General features: G+C 71.2%; 14 protein-coding genes. 7 read left to right on the top strand and 7 right to left on the bottom strand.

Translation table 11 applies throughout. The features are described from left to right. The first annotated feature begins 87 nt into the window (after positions 1 to 87). From RTA_RS08350 to RTA_RS08330, 4 genes are all read left to right on the top strand, one after another. Positions 88 to 783, top strand: a complete 696-nt coding sequence (locus RTA_RS08350; RefSeq protein ID WP_013900949.1) for a GntR family transcriptional regulator — start codon at positions 88 to 90, stop codon at positions 781 to 783. Continuing rightward, positions 780 to 3872 (top strand): FAD-binding and (Fe-S)-binding domain-containing protein, encoded by a 3093-nt coding sequence (locus tag RTA_RS08345; protein ID WP_013900948.1) that lies wholly within the window; start codon positions 780 to 782, stop codon positions 3870 to 3872. Before RTA_RS08350 ends, RTA_RS08345 begins: the two co-directional genes overlap by 4 nt. 35 nt (positions 3873 to 3907) lie before the next feature. Beyond that, positions 3908 to 4372, top strand: coding sequence for a GNAT family N-acetyltransferase (locus tag RTA_RS08340; protein WP_049871253.1), 465 nt, complete (start codon positions 3908 to 3910; stop codon positions 4370 to 4372). A 136-nt stretch (positions 4373 to 4508) separates the two neighbouring features. Next, positions 4509 to 4799 (top strand): hypothetical protein, encoded by a 291-nt coding sequence (locus RTA_RS08330; protein WP_013900946.1) that lies wholly within the window; start codon positions 4509 to 4511, stop codon positions 4797 to 4799. A gap of 63 nt (positions 4800 to 4862) precedes the next feature. Here RTA_RS08330 and RTA_RS08325 read toward each other — a convergent pair whose 3' ends face one another. The 6 genes from RTA_RS08325 to lgt form a co-directional block, all read right to left on the bottom strand. Continuing rightward, positions 4863 to 5177, bottom strand: a complete 315-nt coding sequence (locus RTA_RS08325; RefSeq protein ID WP_013900945.1) for a BON domain-containing protein — start codon at positions 5175 to 5177, stop codon at positions 4863 to 4865. A gap of 94 nt (positions 5178 to 5271) precedes the next feature. Then, on the bottom strand, positions 5272 to 6801 hold the full coding sequence (locus RTA_RS08320) for a malonate--CoA ligase (RefSeq protein ID WP_013900944.1): 1530 nt from the start codon (positions 6799 to 6801) through the stop codon (positions 5272 to 5274). A 7-nt stretch (positions 6802 to 6808) separates the two neighbouring features. Further along, the gene (locus RTA_RS08315) at positions 6809 to 7807 is read right to left on the bottom strand and encodes a Bug family tripartite tricarboxylate transporter substrate binding protein (protein ID WP_013900943.1); all 999 of its coding nucleotides are present in this window, start codon (positions 7805 to 7807) and stop codon (positions 6809 to 6811) included. A gap of 34 nt (positions 7808 to 7841) precedes the next feature. Further along, entirely contained in the window at positions 7842 to 9326 is a 1485-nt protein-coding gene (locus RTA_RS08310; protein ID WP_013900942.1) for a malonyl-CoA decarboxylase, read from the bottom strand. Then, positions 9323 to 9991 carry a GntR family transcriptional regulator gene (locus RTA_RS08305; protein WP_013900941.1) on the bottom strand — a complete coding sequence of 223 codons (669 nt, stop codon included), beginning with the start codon at positions 9989 to 9991 and terminating at the stop codon, positions 9323 to 9325. Before RTA_RS08305 ends, RTA_RS08310 begins: the two co-directional genes overlap by 4 nt. Before the next feature lie 121 nt (positions 9992 to 10112). Further along, positions 10113 to 10934 carry a prolipoprotein diacylglyceryl transferase gene (gene lgt / locus RTA_RS08300; protein ID WP_013900940.1) on the bottom strand — a complete coding sequence of 274 codons (822 nt, stop codon included), beginning with the start codon at positions 10932 to 10934 and terminating at the stop codon, positions 10113 to 10115. 459 nt (positions 10935 to 11393) lie between these two features. On the opposite strand from lgt, the gene ilvD reads away from it, so the two are divergent. Then, a complete protein-coding gene (gene ilvD / locus RTA_RS08295; RefSeq protein WP_013900939.1) occupies positions 11394 to 13088 on the top strand; it encodes a dihydroxy-acid dehydratase in 1695 nt (564 codons plus the stop codon). 63 nt (positions 13089 to 13151) lie between these two features. Then, complete coding sequence (locus RTA_RS08290; RefSeq protein WP_013900938.1) at positions 13152 to 14654, top strand: FAD-dependent oxidoreductase; 1503 nt, start codon at positions 13152 to 13154, stop codon at positions 14652 to 14654. 12 nt (positions 14655 to 14666) lie between these two features. Here RTA_RS08290 and RTA_RS08285 read toward each other — a convergent pair whose 3' ends face one another. Next, positions 14667 to 14906, bottom strand: a complete 240-nt coding sequence (locus RTA_RS08285) for a TIGR04438 family Trp-rich protein (RefSeq protein WP_013900937.1) — start codon at positions 14904 to 14906, stop codon at positions 14667 to 14669. A 118-nt stretch (positions 14907 to 15024) separates the two neighbouring features. Between RTA_RS08285 and RTA_RS08280 the strand changes: the two genes are divergently transcribed. After that, a complete protein-coding gene (locus RTA_RS08280; protein ID WP_013900936.1) occupies positions 15025 to 15330 on the top strand; it encodes a c-type cytochrome in 306 nt (101 codons plus the stop codon). Positions 15331 to 15344: the final 14 nt, after the last annotated feature.

Here is a 15344-nt window from a genome sequence, read left to right as displayed (position 1 = left end):
AAAATCGCTTTGTCAAGCAGGCTTCCTCCGGGGCTACTCTGCCGTTGGCTTTTGACGGCCGGTCTTTTTGCATACAAAATACCGCCCATGACAGCGGACATCATTTCCATCTCCGGTGCGACGCTGCACGACCAGGTGGCGCGGCGCCTGCGGCAGATGCTGGTGGAGGGCCAGATCCCCCCCGGCGCCAAGCTCAACGAACGCGAGCTGTCCGAGGTGCTGCAGGTCTCGCGCACGCCGCTGCGCGAGGCCATCAAGATGCTGGCGGCCGAGGGCCTGGTGGAACTGGTGCCCAACCGCGGCGCGGTGGCGGTGACCCTGCGCGAGGAGGACGTGGCCCACAGCTTCGAGCTGATGGCGGCCCTGGAGGGATTTTCCGGCGAGCTGGCGGCGCTGCGCGTCACCGAAGAGGAACTCGCCGAGGTCCAGGCGCTGCACTTCGAGATGCTGGCGGCCTACACCCGCGGCGACCTGTCCGCCTACTACGCGCTCAACGCGCGCATCCACCGCGCCATCAACGCCGCGGCCAAGAACCCGGTGCTGACGCAGACCTACAACCAGGTCAACGCCCGCCTGCAGGCCCTGCGTTTCCGCTCCAACCAGGATGGCGCCAAGTGGAAGCGCGCCCTCGAGGAACACGACAAGATGATCGAAGCCCTGAAGGCCCGCGACGGCGCCGCGCTGCGCGCCGTGCTGGTGGCCCACCTGCACAACAAGCGCGACGTGGTGCTGGAGCAGCTGCGCGACGCGGCGGCCCGGGAGGCCGGAAAGGCGGACCGATGAACGCGCCCCTGCCCCTGTCGGTGGCGCGCGAGTCCGCCGCCGGCGCCTACGACACCGTCGCGGCCGCCACCGGCAGCGAGGTCGCGGGCCGCCTGGCCCAGCGCCTGGCGAGCGAAACCCGCGGCGAGGTGCTGTTCTCGCCGGCCGACCGCGGCCGCTACGCCACCGACGCGTCCATCTACCAGGTGATGCCGGTGGGCGTGTTCGTGCCGCGCGAGGCCGAGGACCTGCGCCTGGCGCTGGACATCTGCCGCGGCCTGGGCGTGCCCGTCGTGCCGCGCGGCGGCGGCACCAGCCAGTGCGGCCAGACCGTGGGCGCCGGCCTGGTGATCGACTGCTCCAAGCACCTGCGCCAGGTGCTGTCGCTGGACGTGCAGGCGCGCAGCTGCGAGGTCGAGCCCGGGCTGGTGCTGGACCACCTGAACGCGCAGCTCAAGGCCCACGGCCTGTGGTACCCGGTGGATGTGTCCACCAGCGCCCAGGCCACGCTGGGCGGGATGGCCGGCAACAACTCCTGCGGCAGCCGCAGCATCGCCTACGGCAACATGGTGCACAACGTGGCGGGGCTGCAGGCCTACACCGCCGACGGTCAGCTGCACCGCTTCGGCCGCTTCGAGGAAGCGACCGGCCGGGTACGCGAGATCGGCGAGCGCGTGCGCATGCTGGCCCAGCGCCTGGCGCCCGAGATCGACGAGCGCTGGCCCAAGGTGCTGCGCCGCGTGGCCGGCTACAACCTGGACGTCTTCCGCAACCAGAACCCCAAGCCCTACACCGAAGACGGCGGCGTCAACCTGGCGCACCTGCTGGTGGGCAGCGAGGGCACCTTGGCCCTCACCCGCAGCCTCAGCCTGAAGCTCGCGCCGCTGCCGCGCAGCAAGGTGCTGGGGGTGGTGAACTTCCAGAGCTTCTACAAGGCCATGGACAGCACGCAGCACATCGTGCGCGAGCTGGGCGCGGACGGCCTGCTGACGGCGGTCGAGCTGGTCGACCGCACCATGATCGAGCTGTCGCTGCGCAACCCGGCGTTCGCGCCGGTGATCCGCGGCGCGGTGATCGGCCAGCCCGACGCGGTGCTGCTGGTGGAGTTCTCGGGCAGCGACCGGGCCCGGCTGGTGGCGTTGCTGGACCGCCTGGTCGAGCTGATGGGCGACCTGGGCCTGCCCGGCACGGTGGTCCGGCTGGAGGACGAGGCGGCGCAGAAGAACCTGTGGGAGGTGCGCAAGGCGGGCCTGAACATCATGATGAGCCTGCGCGGCGACGGCAAGCCGGTCAGCTTCATCGAGGACTGCGCCGTGCCGCTGGAGCACCTGGCCGAGTACACCGACGCCCTGACCCAGGTGTTCCGCCGGCACGGCTCGCGCGGCACCTGGTATGCCCATGCCTCCGTGGGCACGCTGCACGTGCGGCCCATCCTGGACATGCGCGCGGCCGGCCCGGAAGGCGGCGCGGCGCGCATGCGCGCCATCGCCGAGGAGGCGTCGGCGCTGGTGCGCCGCTACCGCGGCGCCTACAGCGGCGAGCACGGCGACGGCCTGTGCCGCGGCGAATGGATCTCCTGGCAGTTCGGCCCGGCGATCACCGAGGCCTTCCGCGACATCAAGGAGCTGTTCGACCCGCAGGGCCTGCTGTGCCCGCGGCGCATCGTGGATGCGCCGCCCATGGACGACACCGCTCTGATGCGCTTCTCGCCCCGGTACCGCGTCATCCCCTTGCGCACCGCGCTGGACTGGCGCGAGTGGGACGTGCAGAACGACCCGATCACCGAGAAGACCACCGCCCCCGGCACCGGCGGCGACCCCGCCCAGGGCTTCGCCAAGGCGGTGGAGATGTGCAACAACAACGGCCACTGCCGCAAGTTCGACGCCGGCACCATGTGCCCCAGCTACCGCGTCACGCGGGACGAGCAGCACCTCACGCGCGGGCGCGCCAACACCCTGCGGCTGGCCGTGTCGGGCCAGCTCGGGCCGGAAGGTCTGGCGAGCCAGGCGGTGCGCGACGCGCTCGACCTGTGCGTCAGCTGCAAGGGCTGCAAGCGCGACTGCCCCACCGGCGTGGACATGGCGCGCATGAAGATCGAGTTCCTGCACCACTGGCGCGCCCGCCATGGCGACCGGCTGAAGGACCGCCTGATCGCCCGCCTGCCGGAGTACGCGCGCTGGGCCAGCCGGCTCGCGCCGCTGCTCAACCTGCGCAACGCCAGCCCGCTGCTGGCGCGCCTGGGCGAGCGGCTGCTGGGCCTGTCCGCGAAGCGCAGCCTGCCGCGCTGGCGCCGCGACCACTTCTTCCGCGGCCGCCTGCCGGGCGCGACGGCCGCCGAGGTGATGGCCGCGCGGCAGCCGGTGGTGCTGTTCGTCGACACCTTCAACGGCTTCTTCGAGTCGGAGAACGCCCGCGACGCGCTGGCGGTGCTGCAGGCGGCCGGCTGCACGGTGCACGTCGCGGCACGCGCCGACGGCGCCGGCGGCCACCTGTGCTGCGGCCGCACCTACCTGGCCAGCGGCCGGGTGGACGAGGCGCGGGCCAAGGGCCGGCAGCTGGTCGACGCCCTGCTGCCTTTCGCCTCGCGCGGCATCCCCATCGTCGGCCTGGAGCCGTCCTGCCTGCTGACGCTGCGCGACGAGCTGCAGTCGCTGGGCCTGGGCGAGACGGCCGCCACGGTGGGCGGCCAGGCCCTGCTGCTGGAGGAGTACCTGGCGCGCGAGGCCGCGGCCGGCCGGCTCGAGGCCCTGCAGCGGCGGCTGCGGCCCCTGGAGGCGCCGGTGCTGGTGCACGGCCACTGCCACCAGAAGGCCCTGGGCGCCCTGCCCCCGGTGCTGGAGGTGCTGCGGCTGATCCCCGGCGTGCAGCCCCGGCTGATCGAGAGCAGCTGCTGCGGCATGGCCGGCAGCTTCGGCTACGAGGCCGGCCACTACGATGTGTCCATGCGCATGGCCGAGCTGTCCCTGCTGCCGGCGCTGCGCCAGGCGCCCGCCGATGCCGTGGTGGTGGCCGACGGCACCAGCTGCCGCCACCAGATCCACGACGGCGTGCAGCGCGAGGCCCGGCACGTGGCCGCGGTGCTGGCGGCCCAGCTGCAGGCGCCGGCGTAGAAGCCCTGCGGCTGCCGCGCGGCACAATGGGGCGGATGTCCCCTTTGCAGATCCGCTCCGCCCTGCCCTCCGACGAAGCAGCCTGGCTGCGCCTGTGGCAGGGCTATTGCGTCTCCTGCGGCGTGAGCCTGGCGCCGGAAGTGAGCCAGCGCACGTGGAAGCGCATCCTGGACCCGGATTCGGCCGTGATGTGCATCGTGGCCGAGGTGGACGGCCAGGTCTATGGCTTCGCCAACTGCGTGGTGCACGAGAACACCTGGGAGGCCCAGCCCGTGTGCCACCTGGAGGACCTGTTCGTGCTGCCGTCGGCCCGCGGCCACGGCATCGGCGCGGCGTTGATCGAGTGGCTGCGCAACGCCATGCGGGCCGAGGGCTGGGCCCAGCTGTACTGGACGGCCCCTCCCGACGACACGGCGGCGCGCGCGCTGTACGACCGCTTCGCGCAGGCCGACGGCTTCGTGCGCTACGTGGTGCGGCCGGCCGCCGCCAACCCGGCCTGATGGTCGCGCGCCCGCTGCGGTGGCGGCTGTTCGTGCTGGCCGTGGGCGGGCTGCTGCCGCTGGCGCTGGCGGCGGTCGGCGCGCTGCTGCGGGAGATGCACAGCCGCGAGCAGGACATGCAGCAGGCCGCCTGGGCATGGCACGGTCCATCGGCAGCGCGGTGGAATCCGATCTCCTGGCCACCGTGGCGGTGCTGGAGACCCTGTCGCACGCGGACTCGCTGGAGCAGCAGCGCCTGGACCGCTTCGAGACGCGGGTGCGGGCCGTGGCCGCCGAACGCCGCTGGCGCTCGTTCGTGCTGGCCGAGGGGCAGGGCCGGGTGGTCTTCAGCACCGGCGCGCAACCCGCGGCGCCCGGTGGCGCGCCGGTGGACCCGGCCAGCATGCGCCAGGCGATCGAGACCCGGCAGCCGGCGCGGCAGGGCTGACCCGGCGCGCCGCGACGCGGCACGCGGGTGCAGCTGGTGCTGCCCGCGCAGCCGGTCAGCCGGTCAGCCGGTGACGATCAGCATGTTCTCGACGGACTTCACGCCCTCGATCTTGCGCGCGGTCTCCTCCGCCTTGCGGCGCAGGGCGACCGACTTGACCTCGCCGCGCAGCCGCACCACGCCCTGCGTGGTGTCGACGTTGATCTTCAGCGCGCTCAGCTCGGGGTCGCCGGCATAGGCGGCCTTCAGCCGGGTGCCGATGGTGGCGTCGTCGACCGCCTGGCCCGCGGTGCGGGTGGGGCCGCCTTGGCCTCCGGGCATGCCGGCGCAGCCGGCCAGGACGGCGGCGGTCATGAGGGCAACGAGCAGCTTGGACATGGGTTTCTCCTTCAGTTGGTATGACGCCACTCTAAGCAGCAATGCGCACCTGGGCTGTAGGAGTACATCCCTGCATCGCAAGAGCAACACCTGATCAGCCGAACAGCGCCTTGTGCTGGTCGCGCAGCAGGTTCTTCTGCACCTTGCCCATGGTGTTGCGCGGCAGGTCGTCGACCACGAAGCAGCGCTTGGGTATCTTGAAGTTGGCCAGCTGCGCCTTGAGCGCGGCGACGATGGCCTCGCCGTCCAGCCGTGCGCCCGGCTTGGGCACCACGACGGCGACGCCGACCTCGCCGAAATCCGGGTGCGGCACGCCCACCAGCGCGCTCTCGGCCACGCCGGGCATCTCGTTGATGTAGCCCTCGATCTCGGCCGGGTAGACGTTGTAGCCGCCGCTGATGATCAGGTCCTTGCTGCGGCCCACGATGGTGACGTAGCCGCGCTCGTCCACCTTGCCCACGTCGCCCGTCTTGAACCAGCCGTCGGCGGTGAACTCCTCGGCCGTCTTCTCGGGCATGCGCCAGTAGCCCTTGAACACGTTGGGGCCGCGCACCTGGATGCCGCCGATCTCGCCGGCAGGCAGCTCGCGCCCGTCGTCGCCCGCCACGCGCAGGCCCACGCCCGGCAGCGGGAAGCCCACGGTGCCGCCGCGGCGTCCCTCCTCGGGCCGGTAGGGGTTGGAGGTCAGCATGACGGTCTCGCTCATGCCGTAGCGCTCCAGGATGGTATGGCCGGTGCGCTCGCGCCAGGCGTTGAAGGTCTCGATCAGCAGCGGCGCCGAGCCGGAGATGAACAGGCGCATGTGGCGCGCCGCCTCCCGCGTCAGCGCCGGCTCGGCCAGCATGCGGGTGTACAGCGTGGGCACCCCCATGAACACGGTGGCGCGCGGCATCCAGGCGATCACCCGCTGGGGGTCGAACTTGTTCAGCCACAGCATGGGGCTGCCGTTGATCAGCGCGCCGTGCAGGGCCACGAACAGGCCGTGCACGTGGAAGATGGGCAGCGCGTGGATCAGCACGTCGCCGGGCTGCCAACCCCAGTAGTCCTTGAGCACCTGCGCGTTGGACAGCAGGTTGCCGTGGGTGAGCATGGCCCCCTTGCTGCGCCCGGTGGTGCCGCTGGTGTAGAGGATGGCGGCCAGGTCGTCGCGGCCGCGCACGGCCGGCGTGTGCACGTCGCCGTGGTGCACCGCGCGGTCCAGCAGCGTGCCGCTGCGGTCCTCGCCCAGGGTGAAGACGTTGCGCGTGCCGGCCTGGAAGGCGATCTTGCTGACCCAGCCGAAGTTCTTCGGGCTGCACACGACGACCGCCGGTTCGGCGTTGGCGATGAAGTACTCGATCTCGGCGCTCTGGTAGGCGGTGTTGAGCGGCAGGAACACGTAGCCGGCGCGCAGCGTCGCCAGGTACAGCATCAGCGCCTCGACCGATTTCTCCACCTGCACGGCGATGCGCGCGCCCTCGGGCAGCTCCAGCGACTGCAGCAGGTTGGCGATCATGGCGGTGGCGCGGTCCAGGTCGCGCCAGGAGTAGGTGGCGCCCTGGTCGGTTTCCACCGCGATGCCGGAGAGGTCCTCCGGGAGGGCCGCGCGCAGCGCGGAGAACAGGTTCTGGTCGTCGTTGTGCATGTACCGGTCAGTCCAGCTTGGCGCCCGAGGCCTTGACGACCGCGGCCCAGCGCTTGATCTCGCTGCCGACGAAGCTCGCGAATTGCTGCTGCGTGAGGTTGGGGAACTCGGCGCCCTGGTTGGCCCAGACCGCCTTGAGCTCGTCGGAGGCCATGGCCTTGCGCACCTCGTCGACCACGCGGGCCTGCACCTCGGCCGGCGTGCCGCGCGGCGCCCACAGGCCGTACCAGGTGGTGACGGTGTAGTCCGGCAGGCCGACCTCGGCGGCGCTGGGCACGTCCGGGAAGGCCGCGCTGCGCCTGCTGCCCGAGACCATCAGCGCCTTGATCCGGCCGCCCTTGATGTGCGCGGCCGAGGAACCCAGGCCGTCGAACATCATGTCCACGTTGCCGGCGATCAGGTCCTGCAGTGCCGGGCCGGCGCCGCGGTAGGGGATGTGGGTGATGAAGGTGTTGGTCTGCTGCTTGAACAGCTCGCCGGCCAGGTGGTGCGAGGTGCCGCTGCCGGCCGAGCCGTAGTTGAAGCGCCCCGGGCTTTTGCGCACCAGCTCCCGGAAAGCCTTGAAGTCGCCGGCCTCCACGCGGCGCGGGTTGACCACCACCACCTGCGGCACGCTGGCCACCAGGGTCAGCGGCACGAAGTCCTTCTCCAGGTCGTACTCCAGCTTGGGGTACATGGACGGCGCGATGGTGTGGTGCACCGCGCCCATGAACAGGTTGTAGCCGTCCGGCGTGGCGCGCGCCGCCAGCGCTGCGCCCACCGTCCCGCCGGCGCCGCCCTTGTTGTCGATGACCAGCTGGCGGCCGGTCTGCTTGGAGAACTGGGCCGACAGCGGCCGCGCGAAGGCATCGGTGCCGCCGCCGGCCGGGAATGGCACGATCATCATCACCGGCCGGGCGGGCCAGGCAGCGGCGCCATCCTGGGCGCGGGCGAAGGGTGCGAGCGAGGTCGCTGCACCGGCGGCGGCTGCGCGCAGCAGGGCGCGCCGGGCTAGGCGATGGTCCATGAGGGGGCCTCCTGAGGCGTTGTTGGAATGCCCCTCAAAGATACAGCTCTTCCACCGCCTTCGACATCGGGATTTGTCCTCGACCCAGCAGGCCGCGGTGCCGGTCCAGCCGCTTCAGGTCGTACAGGTAGTTGACCATCAGGCCGAACGACTGCTTCAGACCTTTGGAAGACGGATCGCCCGCCCAGTTGAGCCGCTCGATCCGGGCGCCGTTGCCCAGGTGGAAACGGGCCACCGCGTCCAGCGGCCGGCCATCCTGCAGCTCGCGCCCCAGGTACTGGGCGCACCAGCCCAGCAGCAGCGCCCGCAGCGGCGAGCGGGCGTCCAGCCCTAGCGGCTGCTCCAGGGCGGCCAGCACGTTGGCGGCCTGCGGCTCGGCGCCCAGCACGCGCGCCAGCTCCGCCCGCTTCTTCGCATCGAGCTGCTGCAGCAGCGCACCGGCATGCCGGTTCACCCAGGGGCGCAGGCCGGGGATGGGCGAGAGCGTGGCGAAGGTCTTGAGCCGCGGGAACTCCCCGGCCAGCGTCTCCACCACCCGCTTGATCAGCGAATCGCCGAAGCTCACGCCGCGCAGCCCGGTCTGGGTGTTGCTGATGGAATAGAAGATGGCGGTGCTGGCCTTGTGCGGGTCGGAGACGGCGGCCGCCTCGTCCAGCAGCGGGGTGATGCAGCCGGCCAGCTCGTGGACCAGGGCCACCTCGACGAAGATCAGCGGCTCGTCCTCCAGCCGCGGGTGGAAGAAGCCGTAGCAGCGCCGGTCGCTGTCCAGGCGGTTCTTCACGTCGGCCCAGCTGCGGATGTCGTGCACCGCCTCGTAGCGGATGAGCTTTTCGATCAGCGAGGCCGGCGAGTCCCAGCTGATGCGCCGCAGCTCTAGGAAGCCCACGTCGAACCAGGTGGAAAACAGGTGCTCCAGCTCGGCGTCCAGCGGCAGCAGCCGCGGGTCGCCCTTGAGCTGCGGCAGCAGCTCGGCGCGCAGGTCCACCAGGAAACGCATGCCCTGCGGGTAGGCGGCGAAACGCTGCAGCAGGCGCGAGCGCGGCGACACCATGGCGCGGCGCAGCTGGATCTCGGCCTGGCCTTCGCCGGGCGAGCCCACCGCCCGCTCGTAATGCTCGCGGGCGCTGCGCAGGCGCGCGGCGTCGGGCGCGAACTTCTCGGTCATCAGCAGCCAGCAGTCGCGCCGCTCCTGCGGCGTGGCCTGGGCGTACCACTGCGCGACCGCATGGGCACGCCGGCCGGCCTCGACCTCGCTGATGCGGCTGTCGGTGATGGCCTGCAGCTCGGCCAGGATGCGCCGCAGCATGCGCGGCGACAAGGCCTCGTGCGTGCGGCCCAGGGTGGCCTCCAGCCGCTCGCGCAGCGGGCGCATGCGCGGGGCCGGCTCCTTGGAAGGCGCCGGCGCGGCCATGGCGGGGTGGACCGCCGCCAGGCCCTGCGGCGCGGCGCCCGGCCGCAGCCAGGCCGTGCCCCGGGTCCACCAGGTCATGGTTGCTTGCGCGTTGAGGGTCGTCATCATGGGCCTATCCTCGAGCGTTGGTTGCGGGCCAGTTCGCGCAGCGCCTCGCGCTGGCGGGTGAGATGGGTGCGCATGGCCGCCTCGGCGCCCACGGCGTCGCGCGCCTTGAGCGCTGCGAACACCGACAGGTGCTCCTGCAGGCTCTGCTCCAGCCGCCCCGGCGCGTGCAGCTGCTGCAGGCGCGCCAGCTTGACGATCCGGCGCAGGTCGGTGATGACCTGGGCCAGCCAGCGGTTGCCGGCCAGCTCGATGATGGCCTCGTGGATGGCGAAGTTGGCGGCGTAGTAGTCGTTGATGCGGCGCGCCCGCGCGAAGCGGGCCAGCCGCTCGTGCAGCGCCTCCAGCGCCTGCAGGTCGGCGTCGCTGGCGTGCTGGGCGGCCTCGTAGGCGCAGCGCCCTTCCAGCAGCGCGATGACGGGGAAGATCTCGTCCAGGTCCTGCTCGGTCACCTGGGCCACGAAGCAGCCGCGGCGCGGCTCGTGGCGCACCAGGCCCTCGGCGGTCAGCACCTTGAGCGCCTCGCGCAGCGGCGTGCGCGAGATCGCCAGGTCGGCGGCCAGCTGCACCTCGTCGACGAAGCTGCCGGGCGCCAGCTCGCCTTCGAAGATGCGCTCGCGCAGGCGCGCGGCGACCTCTTCATGGAGCGAGTTGTGGACCAGGCGCATGGATGGCTGAGATTCGTAATTTCGCGTAATGACGAATAATTATGGGCACTCGCCCGTCGGCTCGGAGCCGCCCGCCTTAGTGGTTTTCCCTTGAAGAGCAGGAAGGCGGGCCGCAGCCCGCTCAGGCGTGGGCCGTCCGGGGCCGGCGCTCGCCCCACACCCACAGCGCGATGCCGGCCAGCACCATGGGCACGCACAGCCACTGGCCCATGCTCATGCCCAGCGACAGCAGGCCCAGGTGCCGGTCCGGCTCGCGGAAGAACTCGGCCACGAAGCGCAGCAGGCCGTAGCCGATGAGGAAAACGGCGGACACCTGGGCCTCGCGGCGCGGCTTGCGCGCGTACAGCCACAGGATCACGAACAGCAGCACGCCCTCCAGCAGGAACTGGTAGACCTGCGAGGGGTGGCGCGGCACCAGCGAGCCGCTTTGCGGGAACACCATGGCCCAGGGCAGCGACGGGTCGGCTGGCCGGCCCCACAGCTCGCCGTTGATGAAGTTGCCCACCCGCCCCGAGGCCAGTCCCAGCGGCACGCAGGGCGCGACGAAGTCCATCACCTGCCAGAACGGCTTGCCGCGGCTGCGCGCGAACCACCACTGCGAGGCGATCACGCCCAGCATGCCGCCGTGGAAGCTCATGCCGCCCTGCCAGACGTAGAACACCTCCAGCGGATGGGCGGCGTAGTACGCCGGCTTGTAGAACAGGCAGTAGCCCAGCCGCCCGCCGATGATGACGCCCAGCACGCCGTAGAACAGCATGTCCTCCACGTCCTTGCGGCTCCAGGCGCCCGGCCCGGTGATGGAGGCGTACGGCTGGTGCCGCAGCCGGCGCGACGCCAGCAGCAGGAACAGCGCGAAGGCCGCCAGGTAGGTCAGGCCGTACCAATGGATGGCCAGCGGGCCCAGCTGCAGGGCCACGGGATCGATCTGCGGGTAGGTCAGCATGAGGGCTATTGTGCCGCCCCCCGGCCTTTGGAACGGCGCGCTGCAGCCGCCCTGCTGCGAGGCGCACGCACTACGGCATGGTTTCGGGATTCGGTGGCTGGGGTGCCCTGCTCCGCTCATGTCCCCCGGCCGGGGCTGCGCCCCGTCCTCCTCCTTTACTTCGCTGCGCAGGGCACCCCAACCACCGAATCCTGCGGTGCGCGTGTGGCACGCCGCCCCGCCGGCCGCCCGGAGCGGGTTGGCGGCACGGGGCGTCCGCCGCAGCGAAGTAAAGGAGGAGGGTGGGCGCAGCCCACCCGGGGGACATGAGCGGAGGCGGGTGCCCCGTGTCGTCAACCCGCGCAGCGAAAGCCTAAGACTGGTAGCCAGCCGAGCCGCTCGCACCAGGGCACGGTCGAGACGGAGGCCAGCCGCAGCTGCGCGATACTGCAGGCCTCGCACCCTGACGCCACCGCCACCATGGACAACAAGACCATCCAGATCAACCGCCGCAGCAAGAACATCACCGAGGGCAAGTCGCGCGCGCCCAACCGCTCCATGTACTACGGCATGGGCTACCAGGAAGGCGACTTCCGCAAGCCCATGGTGGGCGTGGCCAACGGCCACAGCACCATCACGCCCTGCAACAGCGGCCTGCAGAAGCTGGCCGACGCGGCCGTGGTCGGCATCGAGGAAGCGGGCGGCAACGCGCAGATCTTCGGCACGCCGACGATCAGCGACGGCATGGCCATGGGCACCGAGGGCATGAAGTACAGCCTGGTCAGCCGCGAGGTCATCGCCGACTGCATCGAGACCTGCGTGCAGGGCCAGTGGATGGACGGCGTGCTGGTGGTGGGCGGCTGCGACAAGAACATGCCGGGCGGCCTGATGGGCATGCTGCGCGCCAACGTGCCGGCCATCTACGTCTACGGCGGCACCATCCTGCCGGGCCGGTGGAAGGGCCAGGACCTGAACATCGTCAGCGTGTTCGAGGCCGTGGGCCAGAACGCCGCCGGCAAGATCAGCGACCAGGAGCTCAAGGACATCGAGCAGCACGCCATCCCCGGCACCGGCTCCTGCGGCGGCATGTACACCGCCAACACCATGAGTTCGGCCTTCGAGGCGCTGGGCATCTCCCTGCCCTACTCGTCCACCATGGCCAACCCGCACGACGAGAAGATGGACTCGGCCCGGGAATCGGCCAAGGTGCTGCTGGAGGCGATCCGCCGGGACATCAAGCCGCGCGACATCGTCACGCGCAAGGCGATCGAGAACGCGGTGGCGGTGATCATGGCCACCGGCGGCTCGACCAACGCCGTGCTGCACTTCCTGGCCATCGCCCATGCGGCGGGCGTGGAGTGGACCATCGACGACTTCGAGCGCATCCGCCAGCGCACGCCCGTGATCTGCGACCTCAAGCCTTCCGGCAAGTACCTGGCGGTGGACCTGCACCGCGCCGGCGGCATCCCGCAGGTGATGAAGGTCCTGCTCAAGGCCGGGCTGCTGCACGGCGACTGCCTGACCATCACCGGCAAGACCATCGCCGAGGTGCTCCAGGACGTGCCCGACCAGCCTGCTGCCTCCCAGGACGTGATCCGGCCGATCGGCAACCCCATGTACAAGGAAGGCCACCTGGCCATCCTCAAGGGCAACCTCTCGCCCGAGGGCGCGGTGGCCAAGATCACCGGCCTGAAGAACCCGGTGATCACCGGCCCGGCGCGGGTGTTCGACGACGAGCAGTCGGCGCTGCAGGCCATCCTGGACGGCAAGATCAAGGCCGGCGACGTGATGGTGCTGCGCTACCTGGGGCCCAAGGGCGGGCCGGGCATGCCGGAGATGCTGGCGCCCACCGGCGCGCTGATCGGCGCCGGACTGGGCGAGAGCGTGGGCCTGGTCACCGACGGGCGCTTCTCCGGCGGCACCTGGGGCATGGTGGTGGGCCACGTCGCGCCCGAAGCGGCGGCCGGCGGCACCATCGCGCTGGTGAACGAGGGCGACTCCATCACCATCGACGCGCACCAGCTCAGGCTGGAGCTGAACGTGCCGCAGGCCGAGATCGCCAGGCGCCGCGCCGCCTGGCAGGCGCCCGCGCCGCGCTACACCCGCGGCGTGCAGGCCAAGTTCGCGTTCAACGCCTCCAGCGCCAGCAAGGGCGCGGTGCTCGACAACTTCTGAATTTCTCCTACAGCCGCCGCGCGGCGGGCCGTTTTAGCATGGGATCTTCGCGAGGAAGCTCCCATGGACACGACCTCCGTCTGGCGCACGGCCGCGCCCGCCACCGGCTTCGGCATGCTGCAGGGCGACACGCAGTGCGACGTGCTCGTCATCGGCGGTGGCATCACGGGCGTGACGCTGGCGCTGCTGCTGGCCCAGCAGGGCCGGCGGACGGTGCTGCTGGAGGCGGGCGAGATCGGCAGCGGGACGACCGGCCACTCCACCGGCAACCTTTACGTGACGCTGAGCCAGGGCCTGTCCACGGTGCTGTCGCGCTGGGGCGAGCAGGTGGCGCGCGAGGTCGTGGCCGAGCGCCGCGCCGCCATGGAGTTCGTCGAGGCGCAGGCGCAGGGCATGCCGGAGGCGGCTTTCAGGCGCTGCCCCCTGGTGCTGTATGCGCGCTCGGTGCGGGACCAGGCCCATGTGGACGGCGAGATCCAGGCCCTGACGCGGATCGGCTGCCCGGTGCGGCGGGAAGACAGGGCTCCCGCGGGCCTGCCGCCCGCAAGGGGCGCGGTGCTGGTGCTGCCCGACCAGGCGCAGTTCCAGCCGCAGGCCTACCTGGCCCAGCTGGCGCGGCGCGCCGCGCAGGCCGGCGCGGCGGTCCATGAGCATTCCCGGGTGCTGGAGATCGACACCGGCGCCAGGGTCGCCGTCACCGCCACCGGCACGGTGAAGGCCGGCGAGATCGTGATGGCCACCCACTCGCCCAAGGGCGTCCACCTGGTGCATGCCGAGATGCCCGTGCACCGCGAGTACGGCGTCGCCTTCGAGGCACCGCCCGGCAACACGGACATCGGGCCCGGCATCTTCTGGTGGCACGGCGACGAGGGCCTGTCGATGCGCACGCTGGAGCAGCAGGGCCGGCGCTACCTCATCTGCGTCGGCCAGGAGCACAAGCCCGGCGCCCACAATGCCAAGGCGGCGCTGATGGCCTTGGAGGCCGCGGCCGCCAGCTACCTGTCGCCCGGGCCAGCCCGCTTCCGCTGGTCGGCCCAGAACTATCGCCCGCACGACGGCCTGCCCTACATCGGCCGCGACCACACGGGCTGCTTCATCGCCACCGGCTTTTCCACCGATGGCCTGACCTGGGGCACGGCGGCGGCCCGGCTGATCGCGGCGCAGCTGGCGGGCCAGCGGCCGGCCTTCGGCGAGCGCTGCGCCCCCGGCCGCTTCACGCCCATCAAGGGCGCCAGGAACCTGCTGGAGGAGAACCTCACCACCGCCAAGGCGCTGTTCAAGGACTACCTCACGCGCGGACAGAAGGAACACCTGTCCAGCCTGGCGCCCGGCGACAGCGCGCTGGTGGAGTTCGAGGGCGAGTCGTTCGCCGCCTACCGCTCGCCGCAGGGCGAGCTGTTCGCGGTCTCGCCGGTGTGCACCCACATGGGCTGCAAGGTGCACTGGAACAGCGTGGAAACCAGCTGGGACTGCCCCTGCCACGGCAGCCGCTTCCGGCCCGACGGCTCGGTCATCGAAGGGCCGGCGCTCAAGCCCCTGCGCCGCAAGCCCATCGCGCTGGGTTGAGGCGCCCGCGCCTCAGCGCCGGCGCGTCTTGATGCCCAGGGCCTCGCGGCTCTTGTCGATGCGCGCCTGCTTGCGGGCGTTTTCCTTCTCGACCGCCTTCTTCTTGGTGTAGCCCGACCAGTCGGCCCAGGCCCACCAGGCCACGGCCAGGCCGAAGGGGCTGAGCACCCACCACCACGCCCAGGCGGCCACCGGGTCCACCTCCAGGTACTTCATCAGCAGCAAAACGATCCCAAGGCCCAGGAAATACATCGCGTCCCTCTTTCAGCACGTCACGCCCGGGGGGATTTACCCCTGCTTCACGGGAAAGGTCAACCGTCCTCCCTACAATGGCGTTGGACGACTGTAACCCAACCGTAGAGGACCGCGAATGAAACGTGCCCTGTTTGCCCTGGCCGCCGCCGCCCTGGTGGCCGCCCCGGCGATGGCCGACCAGGCCCTGGCCCAGGCCAAGAACTGCATGGCCTGCCATGCCGTCGACAAGAAGATGGTGGGCCCGTCGTACAAGGACGTGGCAGCCAAGTACGCCAACGACAAGGCGGCCGTGGACAAGCTGGCGGCCAAGATCATCAAGGGCGGCGCCGGCGTCTGGGGCGCCGTGCCCATGCCGGCCAACCCGCAGGTCAACGAGGCCGATGCCAAGAAGCTGGCGGCCTGGGTGCTCAGCCAGAAGTAACCCCATCCTGCTCC

Origin of the sequence: Ramlibacter tataouinensis TTB310 (assembly GCF_000215705.1) — a bacterium.
Lineage (GTDB): Bacteria > Pseudomonadota > Gammaproteobacteria > Burkholderiales > Burkholderiaceae_C > Ramlibacter > Ramlibacter tataouinensis.
Note: the sequence above shows the minus strand (reverse complement) of the source record. Positions and strands in the feature narration are given on the sequence as shown.

Excerpts from the sequence above, each read along its gene's own strand:
- RTA_RS08350 (WP_013900949.1), top strand. The coding sequence starts at position 88 with ATGACAGCGGACATCATTTCCATCTCCGGTGCGACGCTGCACGACCAG.
- RTA_RS08345 (WP_013900948.1), top strand. The coding sequence starts at position 780 with ATGAACGCGCCCCTGCCCCTGTCGGTGGCGCGCGAGTCCGCCGCCGGC.
- RTA_RS08340 (WP_049871253.1), top strand. The coding sequence starts at position 3,908 with ATGTCCCCTTTGCAGATCCGCTCCGCCCTGCCCTCCGACGAAGCAGCC.
- RTA_RS08330 (WP_013900946.1), top strand. The coding sequence starts at position 4,509 with ATGGCACGGTCCATCGGCAGCGCGGTGGAATCCGATCTCCTGGCCACC.
- RTA_RS08325 (WP_013900945.1), bottom strand. The coding sequence starts at position 5,177 with ATGTCCAAGCTGCTCGTTGCCCTCATGACCGCCGCCGTCCTGGCCGGC.
- RTA_RS08320 (WP_013900944.1), bottom strand. The coding sequence starts at position 6,801 with ATGCACAACGACGACCAGAACCTGTTCTCCGCGCTGCGCGCGGCCCTC.
- RTA_RS08315 (WP_013900943.1), bottom strand. The coding sequence starts at position 7,807 with ATGGACCATCGCCTAGCCCGGCGCGCCCTGCTGCGCGCAGCCGCCGCC.
- RTA_RS08310 (WP_013900942.1), bottom strand. The coding sequence starts at position 9,326 with ATGATGACGACCCTCAACGCGCAAGCAACCATGACCTGGTGGACCCGG.
- RTA_RS08305 (WP_013900941.1), bottom strand. The coding sequence starts at position 9,991 with ATGCGCCTGGTCCACAACTCGCTCCATGAAGAGGTCGCCGCGCGCCTG.
- lgt (WP_013900940.1), bottom strand. The coding sequence starts at position 10,934 with ATGCTGACCTACCCGCAGATCGATCCCGTGGCCCTGCAGCTGGGCCCG.
- ilvD (WP_013900939.1), top strand. The coding sequence starts at position 11,394 with ATGGACAACAAGACCATCCAGATCAACCGCCGCAGCAAGAACATCACC.
- RTA_RS08290 (WP_013900938.1), top strand. The coding sequence starts at position 13,152 with ATGGACACGACCTCCGTCTGGCGCACGGCCGCGCCCGCCACCGGCTTC.
- RTA_RS08285 (WP_013900937.1), bottom strand. The coding sequence starts at position 14,906 with ATGTATTTCCTGGGCCTTGGGATCGTTTTGCTGCTGATGAAGTACCTG.
- RTA_RS08280 (WP_013900936.1), top strand. The coding sequence starts at position 15,025 with ATGAAACGTGCCCTGTTTGCCCTGGCCGCCGCCGCCCTGGTGGCCGCC.